A 22,605-nucleotide genomic window follows, 5' to 3' on the forward strand; every position below is an offset into this window, starting at 1 on the left:
CTAATTAGTTACCAATCTGATGAGATGCTGAAACAAGTTCAGCATGACGAATTAAGTAATATTATGAATTAACAACAGCTTTTTTATCTAAATGACCTTGAATACATTTAACCAATTCGGTTTTTGGAGGAATAATAGAAATAAACTCAATAGTACCATCAATACAAATGGTTGGTAGGTTTCTAACACCTAAACTCAACATCATTTGAATACCTTCTTGGTTTTTAATTTTATGCTCTACATATTCAATATTATCTGCTCCAATTTCTTTTACAGCTAATTCAACAGCTTGCATCATATACTGACAAGGTGCACAACCTTCAGAATCTAACGTAATTACATCTATTTTTACTTTATCATTAGTAAAGTAATTTTCTAAATCTAATAACTCAACATCTTTAGCTGTTTGACCTTTTGTTCTTAACACATCTTGTTGATATTCATCGTGAACAATTTCTGCGATAGCTTCTAAATTTTCTGGAGGTGTTGCCATTGGTAAATCGCAACCAGGAGCTAAAATAAATCCTTTTTTACCACCAATATCCATACATTCTATTGCTTCGAACTTACAATCTTCAGGAGTACCAATTAGTAAAACAGAAGTTAACTTCATATTTCCACCAAAACTGATTTCATACTTATCGCATTGTTCTTTTAAGAAATCTAATGGAATATTTTCATCAATTGAGATATTATCTGGTTCACATTTACACATTTCTTCAATGTTTTGTGTAGCATTTCCACAAACAAAGAAAGAACTCAATGCACCACATTCTCTAATATGACTAAAAACTTCTTTACAATAAGGTGAAACAAACATTTCAAAAGACATTGGATCTATTTGGCTAACCATTGGATCAACCACAGCCACAACATCACAACCAGCTTCAATATAATAGTTGCTCATTGCTTTACCAACTTTAGTACAGTAATCCATTACTTTACCAACATACTCTGGATCTTCAAATAATTTCATAAAAATATCTGTACCCATTAAATGTAATGCTAACGTAAAAGGACCCGTAATTAAGCCATACAATGCAACATCTGGATGTGCTTCTTTAATTTTTGTAGCAGCATTCATTACCGTTGCAATTCTACCTTTACAACGACAAGGAACTTTTAAATCTTCTAATTTTAAACTTCCATCTGCTAAAGGATGAGAAACTACAGCCGGCGGATTATCATCAGACCATTTTAGTTCACAACCCAACACTTCAGCTTCAATTTGAAGGTCAAAAGTTACTGGAATTCCATCAGGATTGTACTTTTTTATCGCTTCCTCTGCACCATCAATAATATGTTGTTCAGATTTAAAATAAGTGGTAGCATTTAAGCCTAATAAGTGTCCTGCGTGCGCACCAACAAATGGTACCCAAGGCACACGTTCCACTTCCTGACGTTTCATAGCTGCTTTTACTAATTCTAAACCGTTCATTATGCTGACATTTTAAGATTATTCATAAATTCAACAACACCTTGTGGATCTGCTGAAAAATTATCTGCACCAATTTGGTCACAGAATTCTTGTGTTATAGGCGCTCCACCAATTGTTACTTTTTGGTTTGGATGTGCTGCTTTAATTTCTTTTACAATGTTTTCCATACTAGCCATTGTTGTAGTTAGTAACGATGAAAGACCTATAATTGCATTTGGAAATTCATTAATTGTATCAATAAATTTTTGTGCAGGAACATCAGTTCCTAAATCAATCACTTCGTAACCATTTCCTTCAACAATCATAGATACTAGGTTTTTACCAATATCGTGTAAATCTCCGGCAACTGTACCTATTACAAACACACCTTTTTTATCTGTATTACCAGCAGCAAACAACGGTTTTAAATGATTCATAGCCGTATTCATAGCTTTTGCAGACATTAATACTTGAGGAACAAAAACTTTATTTTCTCTAAACTTAACACCTACTTTTTCCATACCAAGTATTAAGCCTTTCTCCAATACTTCACGTGCACTTGCTCCTTGCTCCAAAGCCTGAACTGTTAATTCATCTGCTCCGTCTTGATCTTTCATATTTGGTGGATATGGCGAAACCTTGTTAATTTTACCAAACTCTACACAATCCGATATTTTATTAAATAATTCTTCCATTACGCTAGTTCTTCTTTTTTTAATTGCGCTTGAGCAATTTCAATAAATGTTAATATGTTTTCTAATGTAGTATCGCTTTCAACTGAATGAGAAGGAGAAAAAATGTATCCACCTTTTTTACCCATTTCTAGTAAAGCTAAAGATTCTTCTCTAACTTCTTCAGGAGTTCCAAAAGGCAATGTTTTTTGCATTGATAAACCTCCGTGGAAACACAATTTTCCTAAATAGTCGTTATGAATTTGGTGCACGTCCATTACTTCTGGTTGAAAAGGATTGAAACAGTTTAAACCTGCATCAACTAATGCTGGGAATAATTCATCAACATCTCCACAAGAGTGAATCATTACATATTTTCCTGCATCTTTTACTCTTTTATACATACGCTTAATTTGTGGATACATAAACTCGTTCCATAAATCAGCTCCCATAATTAAACCGTGTTGTTGTCCCCAATCATCACCAAAATAAACAGCATCAATATCATACTCTAGTGCTTTGTCTATTTGAGCGATGTTGTAATCTGCAATTTTTTCAAAAAGTTCGTGAACAAAATCTGGATACAAATAAAAGTCCATCAATAAGTTTTCCATACCTCTCATTGACCAAGCTCTTTCATATAAAGAAAATCCTATTTGAAATACTCTAAATAAATCAGGTTTTTTCTCAATTTCAGGTTCAATATTTGCAAAGAATCTAGGGTCGTGAGGATTTGGGAATTCAAATCCTTCCATTGTAGGTTCTTTAATAATATCTTCAACAGGCATTCCTATATCTTTATCAACAGATCTATCCCATACTACTCCGAAAACATCTTTAAAGTGGTCTTTTTTAACTTCATCAAAAAACCCAATATCGCTACCTAAATTTAAAATGTGGTTTCCTAAAGTAATATCTAAATCATCCGATTTAAAGTGTTCTTCAAGCATTTCTTTAGGCTCCTTTGTAAATTTAAAAGACCACGGCACATATGGTGGTTTCTCATGGTTTAGCACCATTTTAATTATTTCTCTTTTTGTCATCTTATTGTGAATTTAGATTTAAATCAAATTTAAAATAACTAAACGCTACATTCTACTTTGATTTTAGCCTTATAATACCTTATTTTGACATGATTAAAATCATATTTTTACTTTTATTGATATTATTGATTATATTTGAAAATAAAACAAACCAATGTTAAAAGCTCAATTCGAAAAAGTATCGCCAGCAAAAAACAGCTCATTACATGCATTTATTTATGAAGATGAAACTTTTGGTGCACCATGGCATTTTCATCCTGAATTTGAATTGACTTATATTGTAAAAGGTGAAGGAATCCGATACGTAGGTAACAATGTTGAAAAATTTGAAGCAGGAGATTTTGTGCTGCTCGGTTCAAATCTACCGCATTGCTGGAAAGATTCTGCTCAAAACAAAGGAACCGTTAAATCTATTGTTTTTCAATGGGATAATAATCTACTAGGAAAAGATTGGATAAACAAAAGTGAGTTCCAAGGTATTAAAGAGCTTTTACAAAAGGGTTCATTAGGAATTAAATTTTCCAATAAAGTCAGTAAAAATACATTCGAAAAATTAACGAATCTATTAACACAAGAGCCCTTTAAAAAATTAATTGGGTTTATAAATTTATTAGACTCATTAAGTAGTGTGAATGATTCAAAAAATTTAACTTCAATTAACTTTACACCTAATTTAAATATTAAAACAAACAATAGAATAGATAAAGTATACAATTTTGTAGAACAAAATTATGCAAAAAAAATAAAACTAAAAGACGTTTCAAACCTAGTTTCTATGGGTGAAGAAGCATTTTGTAGGTTTTTTAAAAAATCTTTAAATAAGTCATTTTTTACATTTGTAAATGAATATAGAATAAATTTAGCTTGTAAAATGCTTATTGAAACCAACAAACAAGTTAGTCAAATTGCTTACGATTGCGGTTATGAAAGTTTACCTTTTTTCTATAGACAATTTCAAAAATTTATGAACTGCTCACCTTTAGTTTTCAAAAAAAATTACTTAATTGTAAAATAGTTCTAAATGAATGATTAATAATTTATCTCATATGGTTATTTAATTATGAATTCTTCTTTATTTTTTTAATAGGAAAAATTTACTGATTAAATTTATTCAAAATATAGAATTAACCAATAACATAAATCTATTATGAGATTAATTACAAGTCTGATAACTTTTTCAATATTGTTTATCAGTTGCTCACAGAAAGAGCAAAAACCTTTTCCACTTTACTTAAAAAATTTAAATTCTGATAGAGAATTGAGCGCTGCAATGAAACGTAGTTTTGAACATTATGAAGCTCCAAGACTTTTAGACAATGAATTATACTCCAACTTTAGATACACTGAATTAAAAGGATTTGATTATAACAATGGAGATGGAACAATTACTCGAAGAGATCCTTCAAAAGTAATTTTTGAAAATGGTAAATACTATATGTGGTATACACATAGAAACACACCAACACAGCCACAAGGTTATGAAAAACATAACGATTCCATTCCTTCAGTAGATTGGGATTTATGTGAGATTTGGTATGCAACTAGTAAAGATGGTTTTACTTGGGAAGAACAAGGAGTTGCTGTACCTCGACCACCAAAACCAAATCCTGGTTGGCGTTCTGTTGCAACAACTGATGTTTTAAAATGGAAAGAGAAATACTATTTGTACTATCAAGCATTCAGTTCGGCAAGTGGTAATAGAAAAGCTAAAAAAGGAAGTGATAGATGTCCTGTTGCTATGTCGTATGCAGATTCTCCTGATGGACCTTGGACTCCTTTAAATCAGGTTGTGATACCTTTTGGAGCAGAAGATGAATGGGATCACAGAGTTATTCACGATCCGTATCCATTAGTACATAATGGTAAAATTTATATTTATTATAAATCTGGTTTAGGAGAACGTGATGCCAACAGAAAACACTGGGATTGTTGGGGAGTTGCTACTGCAGATTCACCTGAAGGTCCTTTTACAAAACATCCCTTAAATCCTGTAATAAACTCTGGACACGAAACAATGTTATTTCCTTTTAAAGAAGGTGTTGCAGCTATTGTTGGAACAGACGGAATTGAACATTTTACCATTCAATATGCTAAAGATTGGGTAAATTTTGAAGTTGCAGCAACTACAAAATTATTACCAACTGCTGGAGGTCCATTTTCTCCTGATGCCTTTACAGATAGCAAAAATGCAGACGGAATTACTTGGGGAATTTCTCACTTTATAAATGCAGGAAATAATTGGGGTAAAATGTACTCAAAACTAGGACGTTTTGATTGCGATTTAAGTCAAAGTACAAACGATCCAAGTTTAAAAAGATCTAATGTTTTACTTCCAAATGATTTATATTTTAAATATGGATTGAACAAAAAACAACGCGAACGTATTGCTAAAGAAAATCAGGAGCTTTTAAATTCAAAAAAATAATTTTTACTAATGAGAATATTTCTAACGCTACTTTTGTTAATGTCAATTCAGGAAATTATTGCTCAAAACCCAATAACTCCACCAGGAATGTATATTGCAGATCCTGAAGCGCACGTTTGGAAAGATGGCAAATTATATATTTATGGATCTCGTGATGAAAGTGACGATTATTGGTGCTCATATACACATCATGTATTAAGCACTTCAAACCTAACTGATTGGGATATTACAGAGAATGTATTTGCTTCAAAAGGAGAAAATGATCAAGTTAAATTTCACGATAATTTACTATTTGCTCCAGATGCTGCCTATAAAAACGGAACCTATTATTTATATTTCTGCTCACCTGGAAAACCAAAAATTGAAGGTGTGGCAACAAGTAAAAATCCTAATGGTCCGTTTGTAAATGGTAAACAAATAAAAGATGCTTTTGGCATTGATCCAGCTGTGTTAATTGATGATGACGGACAAGCCTATTATTTTTGGGGACAAGGAAAACCGAAGGTTGCAAAATTAAAACCGAATATGATGGAGATTGACAAATCTACCATCATTTACCCGTTAGATGAAAAAGGAAACGTTGCATTTCACGAAGGTTCTTCCATCAGAAAAATTGGAGATTTGTATTATTTAGTTTTTGCTGATGACAGTAGAGAAAACAGACCAACTTGTTTAGGGTATGCTATTGGGAGTTCACCTATGGGACCTTTTGAATATAAAGGTGTAATTATAGATAATTATAATTGTGATCCATCTAGCTGGAATAATCATGGTTCCATTGAAAAATTTAAAGGGCAATGGTATGTTTTTTACCACCGTTCAACAAATAATTCCCAAAAGTTTAGAAAAGCATGTATAGAACCTATTTATTTTAATGAAGATGGAACAATTGATGAAGTAGAAATGACATCACAAGGTGCTGGAAAACCTCTAAATCCAACAAATAGAATTGAGGCTGAATGGACTTGTGGCTTGTCTGGAAATGTTAGAGTTTCAACTATTAGCAAAAAAGATATTATTTCAGAAGGTTTATCTGAAATTAAAAACAATGATACTGCTATTTATAAATACTTTTCTTTTGAAGATAAACTTACTAGTTTTGAAGTTAAAACGAGTCCAAATTCAGAGGGAATTATTGAAATTAGATTAGATAATGCTAAAGGAAAGTTAATTGGCACAATAACTATAAAACCAAAAAATGAAAATACAGCTTATAAAATTTCAACTGGTTCTATCAAAAAAATAAATAAAGGTAAACACGCTTTACACTTCACTTTTAAAAATAATTCTGATTCCGAATTTAGTATTGATTGGTTTAAATTCAATTAAATAAAAAGAGGTTGTCTAAAAAGTTAAATTTTTCGTCAACTTGAACTTGATTCAGGTTCTCAAAATTATTAATTATCAATATGTTGAGATTCTGAAATAAATTCAGAATGACGGGTTCAATACTTTTTAGACAGCCTATTTTTATATGCTAATTCTAACTTATTTTTTGTTTACATACACGTAATAAGCAGCGTATTCAACTCCTTTTTTATTAAAGAAACTTGCTTCAAATTGTGTTTTTCCCTTTTCTAGCTTCACATTAAAATTAACCGATTCACTATCATTTGCAAACTCTTTTTGATCTTCAATTCCTTGAATTTTTATTGCGGCTTTTACAAAACCTAAATTTTGTCCTTCAGGAATCGTTTTTTCTAAACCAGGTACATCTTCAGAGGTAATTTTTGGAGTTGTTGTGTTTATTTTTAAACCAGACTCTATAGGATATCTTCTTAATGAAATTTCATAATCTCCAGCTTCGGCAACATCAATACTCCAATAACCTTCTGCAATTGCTCCATTTCTAGTGTAAACCTGATTCCAAGCATAAAACTCTTTCTCTTTCATTGAATGTAAATCGTGAGAAGTTAATGTAGTAGGATTTTCAAATTTTGTTCCAATTGGAATGTAAACTTCTTCGCCTCCTTGAACTGAAACTTGTTTCCACCATTTTTCGTAGAAATCACGCATTTCTTTAACTTTTACTGGATTTTCATCAGCTAAATTATTCTTTTGCCCTTTATCACTTTCAATATTGTATAATTCCTTTCCGTTAATTAAACGCCATTTGTTTTGCATAACAGAAGAGTTTCTCCATTTTTTTAACTCTTGCAAACGTTGAGAATCTGTAACCAACATACGGTTATCTTCTAACTCTGGATTTTTAAATATTGGCACTAAACTTTTACCATCTATTGGCATTCCATTCTTTGGTAATTCTATTCCGCATAATTCAGCCAAAGTTGGCATAATATCTAAATTAGCCGTTAATTGAGAAAAATCTTTAGAAGTAGTTATGTTCCCATTTTTCCAATGAATAAAAAATGGCACTCTATGCCCACCTTCATAAGCACTTCCTTTAGCTCCTTTCATACCAGCATTAAACCCTAGAGTTTTTTTTGTCTTTTTATCGTACTTATAACCAGCAGCTGAACCATTATCCGTCATAAAAATTAAAATAGTATTATCTGCTATTTTTAATTCTTCTAAAGTTTCACGAAGTTTTCCAAAGTTATCATCAACATTTGTTATCATTCCATAAAAACGCTTTTGAGTATCACTTAAAGTATTCTCATCAATATCTTTATACATATTGTAATACTCTAATGGCACATTGTAAGGACCGTGCGGTGCATTTGTAGAAATGTAACAGAAGAAAGGTTCGTCTTTATTCTTTTTTATGAATTCTGTAGCTTCATCAAAGAAAACATCCGTACAATACCCTTCATATTTTTGAGGCTTACCATTTTTAAAATAAGTATCGTTAAAATACGTATTTCCCCAATAATCTGGAGTTTGATAAACACCACCTCCACCATGCATCACAGTTTCTTGAAACCCTCTATTTTCTGGTCTAAACGGATAATTATCACCTAAATGCCATTTACCGTAACCTCCTGTTTTATAACCTGCTTGGGTAAACATATCGGCCATTGTTTTTTCTTGCTGACGTAATAAACTCCAACCACCAACAGTATGCCAAACACCTACGCTATTTGCATATCTACCAGTCATTAAACCTGAACGTGTTGGAGCACAAGTTGGTCCAACGTGAAAATCAGTTAAATGATAACTTTCACTATGAAAAGCATCAATATTTGGTGTTTTAATTATTTCATTTCCATGAATGCCTAAATCCCCATATCCTTGATCGTCTGTTATTACTAAAACAACATTTGGTTTAGTTTCAATTTTTACTTCTTTTGCTGTACAACTAACAATGGTTAAAACTAGTAGCACAAAAAATTTAGCGTATTTCATTTTTATTTAAAAGTTTAATTAGAGACAAAGGTTTTGATTTTTAAACATTTGCCTTAATTCATTTGTCTATAATATTACCTTGTATGTTGAATTTTATTATTTATAATTTTCAACATTTAAAATTAAAGAACTTACGTGTCCGCCAGCATCAGGAAAAGTAATATCAACTTTATTTGTTCCTGCTTTTAAATATGAATAATCAAAAGGAACATTAATTACACCAAAAAAGCCATCTCTTGGTTTCTGATCGTAACCTGCCCAATTAGTTGGTACTTCAATAGATTTACCATTAACTAAAATTTTAGGTTGTTTACTTAAATCGTGTTTTCTACCTAATCCCATTTTTAAAGTTGCTCTTCCATTTCCAGAGACTTCAACATTTTCTATATCAAAACTAATTGCTGTATTTGCTTTAATTGGTTGCAAATATGTTTTTGAATAAAAATTCTCTTCAGTTACTGTTTTTTTGAAATTAACTTGATTTACATCAATCTCTAAAATTACAGTTTCCCCAGCTTTTAAATCAAGTTCGCTTATTGCACTAATATTTGTAAAAAACACAAGTTTAGGAATTCCAGTACTTGTTGAATATAATCTTCTAATTGTTATATTTTTAATTTGCTCTAAACTACTATTCAAAAATTCTAGGTTAACTTTTTGTTCTTCTTCTACTAAACTATTGATAGCTACATAGATTTTAGAAGCTTTTGCAAAAGCGTTTACTTGAATATCTGGATTATTTGAAGCTACATCAATTCTCTTACCTTCAACTCCTTTCCATAATTCATAGAATTTTTTAAGATGCGTATATTTATACGTTCCATTTTTTAATTTTCTTAACAATACCCAAGGATATGGGTTTCCGTCAAGGTTTCTAGTATCGCTGTAAAACCAAGTTGCTTTTCCTGTAATAAATGGAATTGCTTTTAAAAGTCTATCTGGTTTATCCATTAAAGACATTAAAATTCTGTTATATGAAACTAAACAAATACCGTCTGATTCAGCTGAATAAGGTTTTCCTTGCATTCCTTTAGATGTATAACCATATTCTGAAATTAAATGAGGTTTTACAACTCCCCACTTTTTATAACTATAGGCTTCAATTAAATCTAAAATTGCTTCAGAATTACTTCCAGAACGATACGTGAAATTACCTGTTACATTTCTTCCATCGTAAATATGTGTGGAGAAAAACTTCATATTTGCTCCGGCAATGTCCATAAACTGTTTCATTCTAGTATTCCAATGATCAAAATCTTTCATATCAACTTCTGGCCAAGCTGAACAATATCCTCCAACCATTATATTTGGCACTTGCTCATGTACTTTTTTTCCAACTTCATTATAAAGCTTACTCATTTCAGTAATTACCATATTTGTCTCTGCCCAAGTTTTAACAAAGTCTTTTGCATGCACAAAAGGTTCGTTCATTACTTCATAATATTTTGGCATTATTGGATATGCATTTTTAATAAATTCGGCATTGAATTCTGCCACTTTAGCATAATCTACATTTAACTGGAATGCTTGTTTTGGATGGTCTGTAATTACCAAATCTGTTGTTCCAAAATCTTTAAACATTTCGGATCCTGTATAATGAGCTGCACTACTTTTTGCGAATTTTTTAGCATCTGCTATATTTGGCACTGTAGTTTTATTTCCTCTAAAAGGTTTTGGCCCTCCAAAGGTTCTTCCAAAATGAATTCCTAATTTGTTAAACAAATAATTAGATTCAGAAGCTAAAGATCCATCTGTATAAGATGTATGCATTGAAAAATACTTTTCTCTATTTAACTCACTTTGATCTCCAATAAATTTTTGTGTAGAAAAATCTACACTTACTTTATTTTGCGCAATTGAAATTGCACAAATAAATAAGCTAATATATAATAGTATAGACTGTTTTTTCATTGTTTAAAATTTTACGAATTTGTAGTAATCATTAGTGTTTGTAATAGCGAAATATGCTCCTTGAGGAAGTTGTGAAATATTAATAGAATTAGAATTTGCAACTTCTAGTAACGGCTGACCGTTCATTGCAATAATTCTTATTGAATCATATATTGGATCTCCTGGTAATGTTAATATTTCTGATTCTTTATTAAGCGAAATCTGGATACTTTTTTCGTTAATTTCTTTTATTGTTAGCTTTTTTGTTGCTTTTACAATTATTATTCCAGACATTTCTTTTTGTGCATACGTTTTATTATCAAAATCATCTTGAGTTCCAAATGTTAGCACAAACTTATACTTATTACCTTCCTCTAATGGCTCTATAGGAATTGCAACCTTTGTAGATCCTTTTCCTGGGTTTACCTTAATTTTTTTTGAAGTTGCAAGCCAACCTTTTCCACTCCAAATTGAAACTTGTACAAAATGCTCTTTACTAACATTATAATCTAATTCAAAATTGTAAACACTTGCACTTTCTAGAACTGTTGGTGTAGCTAGTGAAAATGAAGCATCATCCACAAAACGCAAATCATTTTTAACAAATTCTAAATTATTAATTACACGAGCAGCTATAGTTGTTTTCCAATCTCCACCACGAGGTTTTATAGATAAAATTAATCTATAACCAGAACCAACTGCTGGCATATTTGGAGGGCTTAAAACAATATCTTTTATACCTTGACCTTTGCTAACTTTTATGGTTCTACTTCCCCAAAATTTTTCTGGACCTCCATTCATTTCAACGCTTATATCTCTGTCTTCAGTTGCTACATAACCTATTTTAAATTGAAATGAACTTTGTGTTTTCATTACAACTGGAACAGATTTTATAAACATTACCTTATCGACGTCTTGCGCCAACATTTTACAGGAAAAAATTACAATAACTAGTATTGATAAGGTTGATTTTAGATAATTTATTTTACTCATGATTATTGGTTAATTATTTAATAATTCTATTTTCTATTACGCTAATTAATTGGTTTGCAATTAATTGATGATCTTCTACTTTTGGGTGCCCTTTTGTATTTTTATAAGGTACAAAACAGGTATATACTTTTGAGTCTTTTAAACTATTAACAGCCTTTGTAATATAATTTGGCCATTGTGAATTTTTTTTTGTTATGTCCATATTTCCAAGCAAACAAACAATTGATGTATTCTTATATTCTGCTCTAATACTTTTAATGAAATTTGCATAGGATTCAATAATTTTTTCTTCGGAAGGTTTTTCAGTCCCAAATCTTCTTTTAAACTCTTTATGGTTAGGTCTGTTTACTATCCACGAATCATTTTGAAATAAATTTACAACAACAACATCTGGTGTTTTTTGTGAAATCCATTTGCTATTTTCATCATTTGGATTTAATCTGTAATACATTTCTGGCATAATCATATTAAACCAACTTACCATTATTCCAATACCTCCACGCGCAATGCAAGAATATTCAGCATTAAATACTCTTCCCGTTATTGCAGCATAAGTGTTATAATTATTTGTTACATTTCCATCTGCTTTATCTTCACCTGTGAAATCTTCATTTCCATGACCTGCAGTTATTGAATCTCCATAAAATTCAAAAAACAATTCTTTTTCTTTATCTTTTTCTAAAAGTTCTCCATCTATCTCAAAACCAAAAAACTGTGTTTTACCATATGTCCATTCATTTCTTTTAGTTATTTCTAAAGAGTGTTTTTCTTCTAACAAGTCTTTTGCTAAAACATATTCTTTTTTCCCTTTTTCTAATTTTAAAATTTCAGATTTCGTTCCATCAATTATAACATTGAAATAGTTAGTACCATTTTCATCATCTAAAATTGCTTTTACTGAAGTGCCATTAAAATTTATTTTTATTGAAGTTCCTGACCAATAAATTTCAGAAGCTGAATTATTTTCATTTTGTCCAACTCTACCTTCATAAACAATTTTATTATCTGAATGTTTAACAAAAGTTGTACTTGTAGCTGTAGGTAAAGATTTACAAGCTACTATAAATAGAAAAACGAATGAAAGTTTTAGTAAATGCTTCATTCAGGATTATTTTTTTAATTGCCAAGTTCTAAAATATTTCACATGGTATTCTCCATCTAATCTATTATCATCTGGTAATGCACCAAACCACTTGTTAGATTCACAATTAAAATTCACTTCTAAAGGTTGATGCCAATGTGTATTCTTTGCTTCTCTAAATAAAATACCATCTATATAAAAACGAATAAATTCTGGAGTCCACTCTAATCCCCAAACATGATAATCTGCTTGTAGTTCTTCTGGGAAATAATATTTTTTTGTTCTTGAAAAATGCTTTTTCACATCACCTTTATCCTCTGGTGCTCTAAATACATGGATATTAGAATTTAGATCGTGTCTGTTGTAATGTAAACCTGGAGCGTTTTCGCAGATATCAATTTCTGTCCACCAATCTTTACTAACATTTGTCATCCAAAAACCAGAAACCCAAGGAGCGTTCATTAACTTAACTTTGGCTTCAAAATAACCATATAAAAACTTTTGTTTGCTTTTTATAAAACCTGTTGAATGAGTATACCCTTCAGGTAATTTTTCATTCCCGTGTTTGTTCACTCTAAAGACTAATTCATTATCTTCTAAACTTACATTTGAACCATGAAAATAAGTAGGTTTTCTACCTTTCCAACCTGGATTATTTGGATACCAACGTTCTTCATTTAATTTTTCACCTTCAAATTCATCAGAATATTTAGTTAATAATTTCCAGTTTTTAGCGTTGATTTGATCAGATAATGGAAACTTATTAGTAGTTCTTTCAACTCTATTTTCAACCTTTACTGAATCAACATAATTCTTTGGAGGAATAGTTAAATTTTGTGCCGAAATAGTTAAGCTACCCAAAAATAACGCAATAGAAAATATAAAAAACCTTTTAAACATAATTTCAAATTTTAAAAAAATAAAATTACGATTTGCAATTATAGTTTTAAACAACATTTGATTGCAATTGTACTACATATGATTTATTATTAACTCACTTTCTAAACAAAAAAGAGAAGCACAATCTATGCTCCTCTTTTTTACTGATTTATATTTTTTAACTTATTTTTCTTTTGGACCTAAAGATCGTCTTCTATCTGCTTGAAACTTCTTTTCTTCTTTCAATACATTTTCTTTATGAGGATCAAACCATTGTGGCTCTATGTTTTTTGCATCCCATTTTTTATATTCAGCTTCTAACTCTTTCATTAATTCTGGATGACTTTCAGAAATATCATAACGTTCATATGAATCATTTTCTAAATCAAACAACAAGGTTTTATTTTTATATGAACTTTTATACAGCTTATACTTTCCTTTTCTAACTGCATATTCAAAACCACCAACAGAACGCCAAAACATAATTTCATGTGGCTTTCCAACCACTTCATTTTCAATATATGGTAACAAATCTTTTCCTTCAAGTTGAGTTTCTTTAGTTGCATCTCCACCTGCCATATTCAATAAAGTTGGAAATAAATCTAAAGAAATAATTGGCTCTTCATAAACCTGATTTGGTTTAATTCCGTTTGGCCAAGTAATACTAAAAGGAACTTTAATTCCACCTTCAAACAACATTCCTTTGTGTCCTCTATATGGTCTATTATCTGCATGTTTAGCTCTACCTCCGTTATCACTTAAATATACAATTACGGTATTATCTTTCATTCCATTGGCAACTAGTGTAGAATCTATTCTACCCACACCATGGTCAACACCATTTACCATAGCGCCGTAAATACTTCTACCCGCATATTCAATATGTTTAGTGTTTTCTAAATATTGTTTTGTTGCGTGATCTGGTGCGTGTGGTGCATTGTAAGCCAAATACATAAAAAATGGCTTGTCATCTTTTTTAGTAATAAAATTAATTGCTTCGTCTGTAAAATCATCCGTTAAATAAGTTAGCTCATCTTCAGGAACTACTTTTCTATTTCTATAAATAGTTTGAATTTTATTTTTGGATTTTCCCCAATAATTCATTCCACCACCAGGAAAACCAAACCAATGATCAAACCCTTGTGCTGGAGGCCATAAATCTTCGTGATCTCCTAAATGCCATTTACCAATTGCACTTGTTCTATAACCTAATTCTTTAAAAGCTTCCGGCATCATTTTTTCTGAAAGTGGTGTACCTACAGTTTCATCACTTTCCACATCATAAGGCATATTACAATCGTGCCCAAAACGTGCTTGGTAACGCCCAGTTAACAAACCAGCTCTTGAAGGACTGCAATATGGATGCGAAACATAACCATTTGAAAAAATAACTCCTTCACCTGCCATTTTATCTAAATTTGGAGTTGGAATATCTGTAGCTCCATTAAAACCAACATCTGCCCAACCTTGATCGTCGGTAAGAATTACAATAATGTTTGGTTTTTCAGAGTTTTTAGTTTCAATTGTTTTCTCTTTACTTTTTTCTGAACATGAAAAGCAAATAATTGCTATAAATAAAATAGCTAGTTTAGATTTCATAATTAATTATTAAGTTTATGTTTTTCTATTTTGATATTTAACACTGTCAAATTTAATCAAGATCATTTTAAACAATTTATTCATTTGTGCATATAACTACTTCATATGTGTAATGCTAAAATAAAAAAAGAGAAGTTCTACAACTTCTCTTTTAAACACTTTCGGTTTCACAATAATCAATTTTTACAAAACACCATTATAATTAATCAATTAACTTAAATTCTATTGCCTGTCCACCACCTGCGGCTAACTTTATTTTCAATTTATCTTTTGAAGTAACTTCTTTTGTTTCAATTTCGAAAGCTTCAGGATTCGACTCCCAATCTGCATTATTAGCATCTGCATAAATTGTAGCTTTATATTTTTGGCCTTCTGAAAGAAATGATAAATCAATTTCAAACTCTCTCGAGTTTTCATCACTAATACTACCTAAATACCAATTCTCTGTTCCTCTTTCTTTTCTTACAACCGTATAATAATCACCTATTTTACTGTTTAACACTTTACTTTCAGACCAATTTGTTGGTACATCTTTAATAAACTGAAATGCAGCATTTTCTTCGTAATTTTCTGGTAAATCTGCCGCCATTTGAATAGGGCTAAACATTGTTAAATAATATGCTAACTGCTTACAAATTGTTGAGCGAACTCTAAAACTTTCTTTTCTCCAAGGTTTATCTGGTAAAAACACATCAAAAATTCCAGGTGTGTAATCTATTGGACCTCCTAAAATTCTTGTAAATGGCAATACAACACCGTGTTCTGGTGAATTTCCTTCGCTCCAAGCATTGTATTCTTGCCCTCTTGCTCCTTCTCTAGCCATTAAATTTGGATACGTACGTTGTTCTCCCGTAAATTTAATTGGTTCGTGATTTACAATTAATAGTTTATGTTTCGCTGCCGCTTCTACCATTTTTTTATAATGACGAACCATATATTGACCGTGATGATGTTGACGGTATGTTTTTTTATCGTAGTCATAATTCACATCACCTGTATAACCAACCTTCACCGTTTTTATACCTAAATCTGCACACATTTTATACAATTCATCCATTGCTGGCTCATAATGATCTATATCTGAAATTGTTTCGTGATACATCATCATTCTAACACCTTTTTCTTTTCCGTATCTACAAACCTCTTCAATATCAAAATCATCTGTTGAAGTTTTCCAGTCGAAAATATTGTAACCAGTCCAAGAACCTTCCATATCATCCCAACCTTTATCCCAGCCTTCAATTAACACATCTGGAATTCCGTGTTTAGCTGCAAAATCTATATGATATTTTGCATTTTTAGTATTTGCTCCGTGCGGTCTATTAATTGGTCTTCCAAATTGAGTTTTCTCTGCCCAAGCAGATTTCCCAATATGTAATTCCCACCAAATACCTATGTATTTATATGTTTCAATCCAATCTGTAGTTTCGTATGCACAAGGTGGATTTAAATTCATAATTAAATCAGACTCTACCAAATCGCCAGCCGTTTTACCAATTTGAATAGTTCTCCAAGGCGATTGAAATGGTGTTGAAGCTCTTACCAAATCTCCATTTAACCAAGGTGTTAAATGTGCTTTTAGTTTTGTTCCTTCTAACGTATTTAGCAAATTCATTCCGGCATAATCTGTTAAATCTGCTTCGTGAATACTTATTATTAAATTATCAGCAACCTCAATAGTTGTTGGTGTATTTGCCATATTTGCACGCTCTTCTTTACCAGGTCTTCGTGCAAAATTTATAGAATCGCCTATTTTACTTATTGGTGAATTGTAATATACTTTTTCGTAATTATCATAATCGGCAAAATTCCACCAAGCTTTGTAATCTCCATTAAAATTAAACTCTGTTAACTCATCGGCAATTACAAAATCTTTTAAGTTTTCTTGCTTTGGAAAAACATATCTAAATGCAACACCATCGTTATAAGAACGTGCAACAACATCAATTAAAACATTTGATTCTTTTTGTTTTAAATGAAGTGTTAATTCATTAAAATTATTAGTAACTGTTTCTCGTTGCCCCCAAACTGTTTTCCATTGCGAGTTTTCAGTAGTTTCTTCAGAAGAAATAATTTCAAAACCATTTTTTAAAGATTGATTTTTTAATTCAAATCCTAACGCTGATGATTTTATAAATTTGGTTTCAATTGTACTAACATTGTAAAACAACTGCCCATCTTCACTTAAGGAAAACTGAACTGTATTTTCACTATTTGGAGATACAACAGAGGTATTCGCATTTTTAACAGGACTGCAACTTATAACTAATAAAATTGCAATTAAATAAGCTACTTTTTTCATATCTTTAATTTAAAACTTAATCTTTTCAACTTTTACTGTTGAAGTAAAAGGCACTAAATAAAATGAATAATTATAGTTTCCGGGTGTATTTAAATACTCTTTATGTGGTTCTGCACTTGGCGACCAAGTATCATCTCCACCAACACCTGTTTGTTTTAAATCTATATTTACAGTTAACACATCTCTATCTATTAACTGATTTGTATGTTTCGCTTCTTGTAAGTTATTAGTACTATAAGGTACCACGCTAAAACTTAATTTATCTTCACCTTTTACTAAAATTCCACGTCCTCTATTATTTTCAACTTTAAACCAACGTGTTTCTGTATGATTTCCAAATTCTTCTGGATACACATATTGATAACTCATAGTTTTTGCTTTTCCAGAATATAAACCTACGTGAGAACCATAATTTCTATCTGCGTAATTTGGGTGTGGTCCTTTTCCAAAATAAGTTAACTTTCCATACTTGTCTGTAATATCGAACTGCATTCCTATTCTTGGTGCATTTGGAGCTCCTTCAGCAATATCTACATTGTAATCTACTTTTACTTCTCCGCTACCTAAAATGGTATACACTAAATTTACTTTTGTATTTGGGTTTGAAATTTCACCGACAACATTTACTATTACTTTTCCTTTTTCTTCAGCACTTACAGAAACGTTTGTTGCTTTAAAGTTATCTCCGGCATTCATCCAATCAAGTTCGTTTTGCTTTTTTAAGCTTTTTCTATATGCTTCATCATTTTCAGTTTCTGCTCTCCAGAAATTTAATTTTAAAGGAGTAGAAACAACATTGATTCCTTTTGATTTGAATGAAGTTATATATCCTGAAGCTTTATCAACCTTCAATAAAACTGATTTGTTTTTTACAATAACTTCTTTAGTGTTTTCAACAATTGTTAAGGTTGAATTACTTTTTAAATTTTCAGCTTTTTTTACTGAATAGTTTAATTTAAACTGTTCTTCAAAAACTAAATATCCTTTATTTTCCCAAAGTTCATTTTCTTTTAATTTTCCTTGAATGTTTATAAAATATTCAGCTTCCGTTTTAAGTTTAGGTTTTTTGAAATCTACTCTTAATTTATCTGTTTGAAATGGTTTCGTATTTAATGACAGTATATTTCCTTGTTGAATAATTTTACCATTTTCAGTAATATTCCAAAACAAATCGTATTTAGATAAATCTACCGCGTGATGACGATTTAAAATTTCGAACTCACCTTTTAAAGCATTTACTGCTGAAATTACAACTGGCTGATTTACTTTTTTACATTCATATGTTGCAGGTTTTGGTGTTCTATCTGATGCTATAACTCCATTAATACAGAATGTTCCATCGTTTGGAGTATCTCCAAAATCTCCACCATATGCTAAATATTCTTTTCCGTTCTTGTCTTTTTTCAATATTCCTTGATCAATCCAATCCCAAATATAACCACCTAAAGCTCTGTCGTTATTATAAATAACATCCCAATATTTTTTCATATTCCCTGTTGAATTTCCCATTGAATGTGCGTACTCACACATTACAACTGGTCTATTATCAATCGCACTTGTATCGTCTATTAAATCTTGTAATTCCCAAGGCTGTGGATACATTCTACTCAACATATCTACCCAAAACGGATCTGTTGGATTTCCGTGATCTTGCGTATAAAACTTTTGTTTATAATCTGGATGTGTTGGTACTCCTTGCGCACCTTCATAATGCACATATCTCGTAGGGTCAAAAACTTTAATCCACGTTGCCATTGCCGCGTGATTTGGTCCCATTCCAGACTCGTTTCCTAAACTCCACATAACTATACTTGGGTGATTTTTATCGCGCTCAACCATTCTAACTGCACGCTCTAAATATGTATTACTCCATTCTGAAACATTAGACAATTGCCCACGAACACCGTGCGACTCTAAATTTGCTTCATCCATTACATAAATTCCATATGTGTCACATAAATCGTAGAAATAAGGATCGTTTGGATAATGAGAAGTTCTAACTGCGTTAAAATTAAATTGTTTCATTAATTTAACGTCTTCTTCCATATCTGCTCTTGATAGTGATTTACCGTTAGTCATATGATGATCGTGACGATTCACACCAATCATTTTAACTGGGTTTCCATTTACTAAAAAACGACCTCTATCATCAATTTTAACTTCTCTAAAACCAACTTTTGTACTTGAAAACTGCACTGGATTTCCTTTATCATCTTTCACTTCAAGTAAAAGTGTGTATAAATAAGGATCATCTGAAGACCATTGTTTTGGAGTTTTTACTTCAGTTTCAATCATTCCGAAATAGACATTGTCTCTTTGAGGATATAATTCACCAAAATACTTACTTAATTTTGTTACTGTTTCTTTTCCAATAGAATTACCGTTTGCATCAACAAGTTTAGTAGTTAATGTCCAATTATCCACTGTAGTTTTTAAAGGTGCTGTTCCAAAATGCCCGACTTTTTCAACATATTTATTTGCAATATTTGCAATAAATTCTGGTCTAATTTGAAGTTTTGCATTCTCATAATTATCATCAAAATCTGTTCTTACAAAAAAGTTAGACAATCTAACTTTTGGAACTGCTTTTAAATAAACTTCTCGTTCAATTCCGCTCATTCTCCAATGATCTTGAGCTTCTAAATAACTTCCATCACTCCATCTATATACTTTAACTGCAACTTTATTTTCACCTTTAACTAAATGTTCAGTTATATCAAACTCTGCCGATAAGCGAGTATCTTCACTATACCCAACAAACTCACCATTTACCCAAACATAATATGCCGATGAAACTCCTCCAAAATGAAGAATTACATCTTTATCATTCCAAGAAGTATCAACTTCAAAAGATTTAATATAATGTCCAACTGGATTATCGTGATGATTTATATTAGGAAAATCGCTAAAAAACGGATAGGTAGAATTTGTATAAATTGGCGTACCATATCCTCTCATTTCCCAATTTGAAGGAACATCAATTGTATCCCAACCTGAAGCATCAAAATTTGATTCTTGAAAAGTTTCTGAAGCATCAGCAGGTTTAGCTACCCAATTAAATTTCCAATCTCCATTTAAAGATTTGTAATATTTTGAAGCTTCTCTTTCTCCAGCTAATGCTTGAGATTCATTTTCAAAATTATAAAAAGTAGAAGTTGCTGGCAACCTGTTAATTTGATTGACATTTGGGTTTTCCCAATCGTTTTTTTGTTGTGAATAACAAATAAAACTAATAAATAATACTGCTAAAAATGTAAGTTTTCTCATTGAAGTAGTTGGTATATTTTAAACTATATACAAACTTAAAGACTTACCTTAATTTAATTGTAGTGATTTGGTTAAATAAGTAATACAAATGATTTTTATATAAAAAAACCTCAATAATAATTGAGGTTTTTTTTATTCTTATTTATAAAATTCGTTATAAATTTTTGATATATCGAGCGGGTCATCCATTTCTTTTTGAAGCACTAACAACTGATCAAACATTGTTTTTATTTTTTCTTTATTTGAAATATCACCTGCTAAATCATGCATTTCTTCAGGATCATTATTCATATCGAACAATAATAATTTATTAATTTCAGGATACACCAATAATTTATATCCATCTTTTCTAATCATGCGGCTCACACTTAAATATGCGCCGTAAATAGAATTATAATAACTCTCTTTTCTTTCGCCTTTTGCAATATCTAAAAAGCTATTAAACTCAACATAAGTTGGCTTTTCTACACCTGCAATATCCAATGATGTTGCCATTACATCTTGCAGATATACATCTGCATTGGTTTTTTGATTTTTAGGAATACTTGGTCCCACAATTACCATTGGAGGACGCATACTATGATCAAACAAACTTTGTTTACCTAACAATCCATGACGCCCCATTGCTAAACCATGATCGGCAGTAAAAATAATATAGGTATTGTCCATTTTACCAGATTTCTTCAAGGCATCAATAATTTTACCAATTTGTACATCCACATGCGTAATACTTGCATAATATTCTTTTGTATGAACTTTAATTGCATATTCTGTTCTCGGAAACGGCGCTAAAGCTTCATCCCGTAAATTATCTCCATTTGCAATATTATGTCTGTATGGATATTCAGGTAAAAAACTTTTTGGCACTGAAATATTTTCTAAAGAATACATATCTTGATATTCTTGTGGTGCCTGACGAGGATCGTGAGGTGCATTAAAAGCTAAATACATAAAAAATGGATTGTCTTTTTGTTTTGCTTGGTTTATAAAACCAATAGCATCATCTTTAAGTACTTCACTCCAATGTTTTCCTCCTTGCCAATAACCACCTTTTGAAGTATCTGATGGCGACCAAGATTTATCATTTTCATCTTGTGGTCTATTATAACCGTTTGGCATTATATCTTCTGAATTTGCGCCTTTTATTTTTGATAAAGAATCGAATTTTTTTACCATTGTAAAATGATCCCAGGCATCTTTTGGCATACCTGGTCTAATATGAGTAGTATTTTGAAATACCATATCTGCTGGAGCATCTACATGCCATTTCCCTGTCATATAAGTATCGTAACCTGCAGATTCCATTAATTTCCCCCAAGACTTACTTATACTTACACTATCCTTTTTACTCCAGTTTTTTCTAAACTTATTTGCTCTCCAAACAGAACGTCCAGAATTTATCATAGCTCTAGAAGCCGCACAAACAGCTCCACTCCAAGATCCCATATTATATGCATGAGTAAATGTTGTACCTTCTTTTACAAGATTGTCCATATTTGGCGTAATAATCTCTTTGTTACCTAATGCTTGAATAGATGAATAAGTTTGGTCATCTGTGAAAATAAAAACAATATTGGGCTTTGCTTCTTCTTGTTGAACTGTTGTTTTACAAGAAATAAAAAATGCAAATACTACAATTATCAATCCTTTAAATTTCATATTCTATTTATAAATAATTAATACTCTATATAAGTGATGCGTTTCTATTTCCATTTAAATGAAACTATACTTT

At 31.0% G+C, this 22,605-nt stretch carries 15 protein-coding genes; 3 read left to right on the plus strand and 12 right to left on the minus strand.

Annotation, left to right across the window (positions count from 1 at the left end; genetic code table 11):
• Positions 1 to 61: 61 nt before the first annotated feature.
• The 3 genes from R3X25_RS01535 to R3X25_RS01545 are packed head-to-tail and all read right to left on the minus strand — an operon-like array spanning position 62 to position 3,131.
• Entirely contained in the window at positions 62 to 1,438 is a 1,377-nt protein-coding gene (locus tag R3X25_RS01535; RefSeq protein ID WP_317671169.1) for a uroporphyrinogen decarboxylase family protein, read from the minus strand.
• Positions 1,438 to 2,112: a corrinoid protein gene (locus tag R3X25_RS01540; protein ID WP_317671171.1), complete on the minus strand. Its 675-nt coding sequence runs from the start codon at positions 2,110 to 2,112 to the stop codon at positions 1,438 to 1,440. The genes R3X25_RS01535 and R3X25_RS01540 overlap by 1 nt, the downstream gene beginning before the upstream one ends.
• Entirely contained in the window at positions 2,112 to 3,131 is a 1,020-nt protein-coding gene (locus R3X25_RS01545; RefSeq protein WP_317671173.1) for a uroporphyrinogen decarboxylase family protein, read from the minus strand. The genes R3X25_RS01540 and R3X25_RS01545 overlap by 1 nt, the downstream gene beginning before the upstream one ends.
• A 154-nt stretch (positions 3,132 to 3,285) precedes the next feature.
• On the opposite strand from R3X25_RS01545, the gene R3X25_RS01550 reads away from it, so the two are divergent.
• From R3X25_RS01550 to R3X25_RS01560, 3 genes are all read left to right on the plus strand, one after another.
• Positions 3,286 to 4,146, plus strand: coding sequence for an AraC family transcriptional regulator (locus R3X25_RS01550; RefSeq protein WP_317671175.1), 861 nt, complete (start codon positions 3,286 to 3,288; stop codon positions 4,144 to 4,146).
• A gap of 132 nt (positions 4,147 to 4,278) precedes the next feature.
• Positions 4,279 to 5,556 carry a glycoside hydrolase gene (locus R3X25_RS01555; RefSeq protein ID WP_317671177.1) on the plus strand — a complete coding sequence of 426 codons (1,278 nt, stop codon included), beginning with the start codon at positions 4,279 to 4,281 and terminating at the stop codon, positions 5,554 to 5,556.
• 9 nt (positions 5,557 to 5,565) lie between these two features.
• Positions 5,566 to 6,885: a family 43 glycosylhydrolase gene (locus tag R3X25_RS01560; protein WP_317671179.1), complete on the plus strand. Its 1,320-nt coding sequence runs from the start codon at positions 5,566 to 5,568 to the stop codon at positions 6,883 to 6,885.
• Positions 6,886 to 7,044: 159 nt separating this feature from the next.
• Here the strand turns inward: R3X25_RS01560 and R3X25_RS01565 are convergent, their stop codons facing one another.
• The 9 genes from R3X25_RS01565 to R3X25_RS01605 form a co-directional block, all read right to left on the minus strand.
• Complete coding sequence (locus R3X25_RS01565) at positions 7,045 to 8,862, minus strand: arylsulfatase (protein ID WP_317671181.1); 1,818 nt, start codon at positions 8,860 to 8,862, stop codon at positions 7,045 to 7,047.
• Between the two features lie 96 nt (positions 8,863 to 8,958).
• Entirely contained in the window at positions 8,959 to 10,773 is a 1,815-nt protein-coding gene (locus R3X25_RS01570) for a beta-agarase (protein ID WP_317671183.1), read from the minus strand.
• 3 nt (positions 10,774 to 10,776) lie between these two features.
• Positions 10,777 to 11,745: a hypothetical protein gene (locus R3X25_RS01575; RefSeq protein ID WP_317671185.1), complete on the minus strand. Its 969-nt coding sequence runs from the start codon at positions 11,743 to 11,745 to the stop codon at positions 10,777 to 10,779.
• A 13-nt stretch (positions 11,746 to 11,758) separates the two neighbouring features.
• Positions 11,759 to 12,847: an SGNH/GDSL hydrolase family protein gene (locus R3X25_RS01580; RefSeq protein WP_317671187.1), complete on the minus strand. Its 1,089-nt coding sequence runs from the start codon at positions 12,845 to 12,847 to the stop codon at positions 11,759 to 11,761.
• 6 nt (positions 12,848 to 12,853) lie between these two features.
• The gene (locus tag R3X25_RS01585; protein ID WP_317671189.1) at positions 12,854 to 13,726 is read right to left on the minus strand and encodes a family 16 glycosylhydrolase; all 873 of its coding nucleotides are present in this window, start codon (positions 13,724 to 13,726) and stop codon (positions 12,854 to 12,856) included.
• Positions 13,727 to 13,888: 162 nt separating this feature from the next.
• A complete protein-coding gene (locus tag R3X25_RS01590; protein WP_317671191.1) occupies positions 13,889 to 15,304 on the minus strand; it encodes a sulfatase-like hydrolase/transferase in 1,416 nt (471 codons plus the stop codon).
• Between the two features lie 202 nt (positions 15,305 to 15,506).
• Positions 15,507 to 17,606: a glycoside hydrolase family 97 protein gene (locus R3X25_RS01595; RefSeq protein WP_317671193.1), complete on the minus strand. Its 2,100-nt coding sequence runs from the start codon at positions 17,604 to 17,606 to the stop codon at positions 15,507 to 15,509.
• Between the two features lie 9 nt (positions 17,607 to 17,615).
• Positions 17,616 to 20,873 carry a glycoside hydrolase family 2 TIM barrel-domain containing protein gene (locus R3X25_RS01600; RefSeq protein ID WP_317671195.1) on the minus strand — a complete coding sequence of 1,086 codons (3,258 nt, stop codon included), beginning with the start codon at positions 20,871 to 20,873 and terminating at the stop codon, positions 17,616 to 17,618.
• 138 nt (positions 20,874 to 21,011) lie between these two features.
• Positions 21,012 to 22,532 carry a sulfatase-like hydrolase/transferase gene (locus tag R3X25_RS01605; RefSeq protein ID WP_317671197.1) on the minus strand — a complete coding sequence of 507 codons (1,521 nt, stop codon included), beginning with the start codon at positions 22,530 to 22,532 and terminating at the stop codon, positions 21,012 to 21,014.
• Positions 22,533 to 22,605: the final 73 nt, after the last annotated feature.

Origin of the sequence: Lutibacter sp. TH_r2 (assembly GCF_033101135.1) — a bacterium.
Classification (GTDB): Bacteria; Bacteroidota; Bacteroidia; order Flavobacteriales; family Flavobacteriaceae; genus Lutibacter.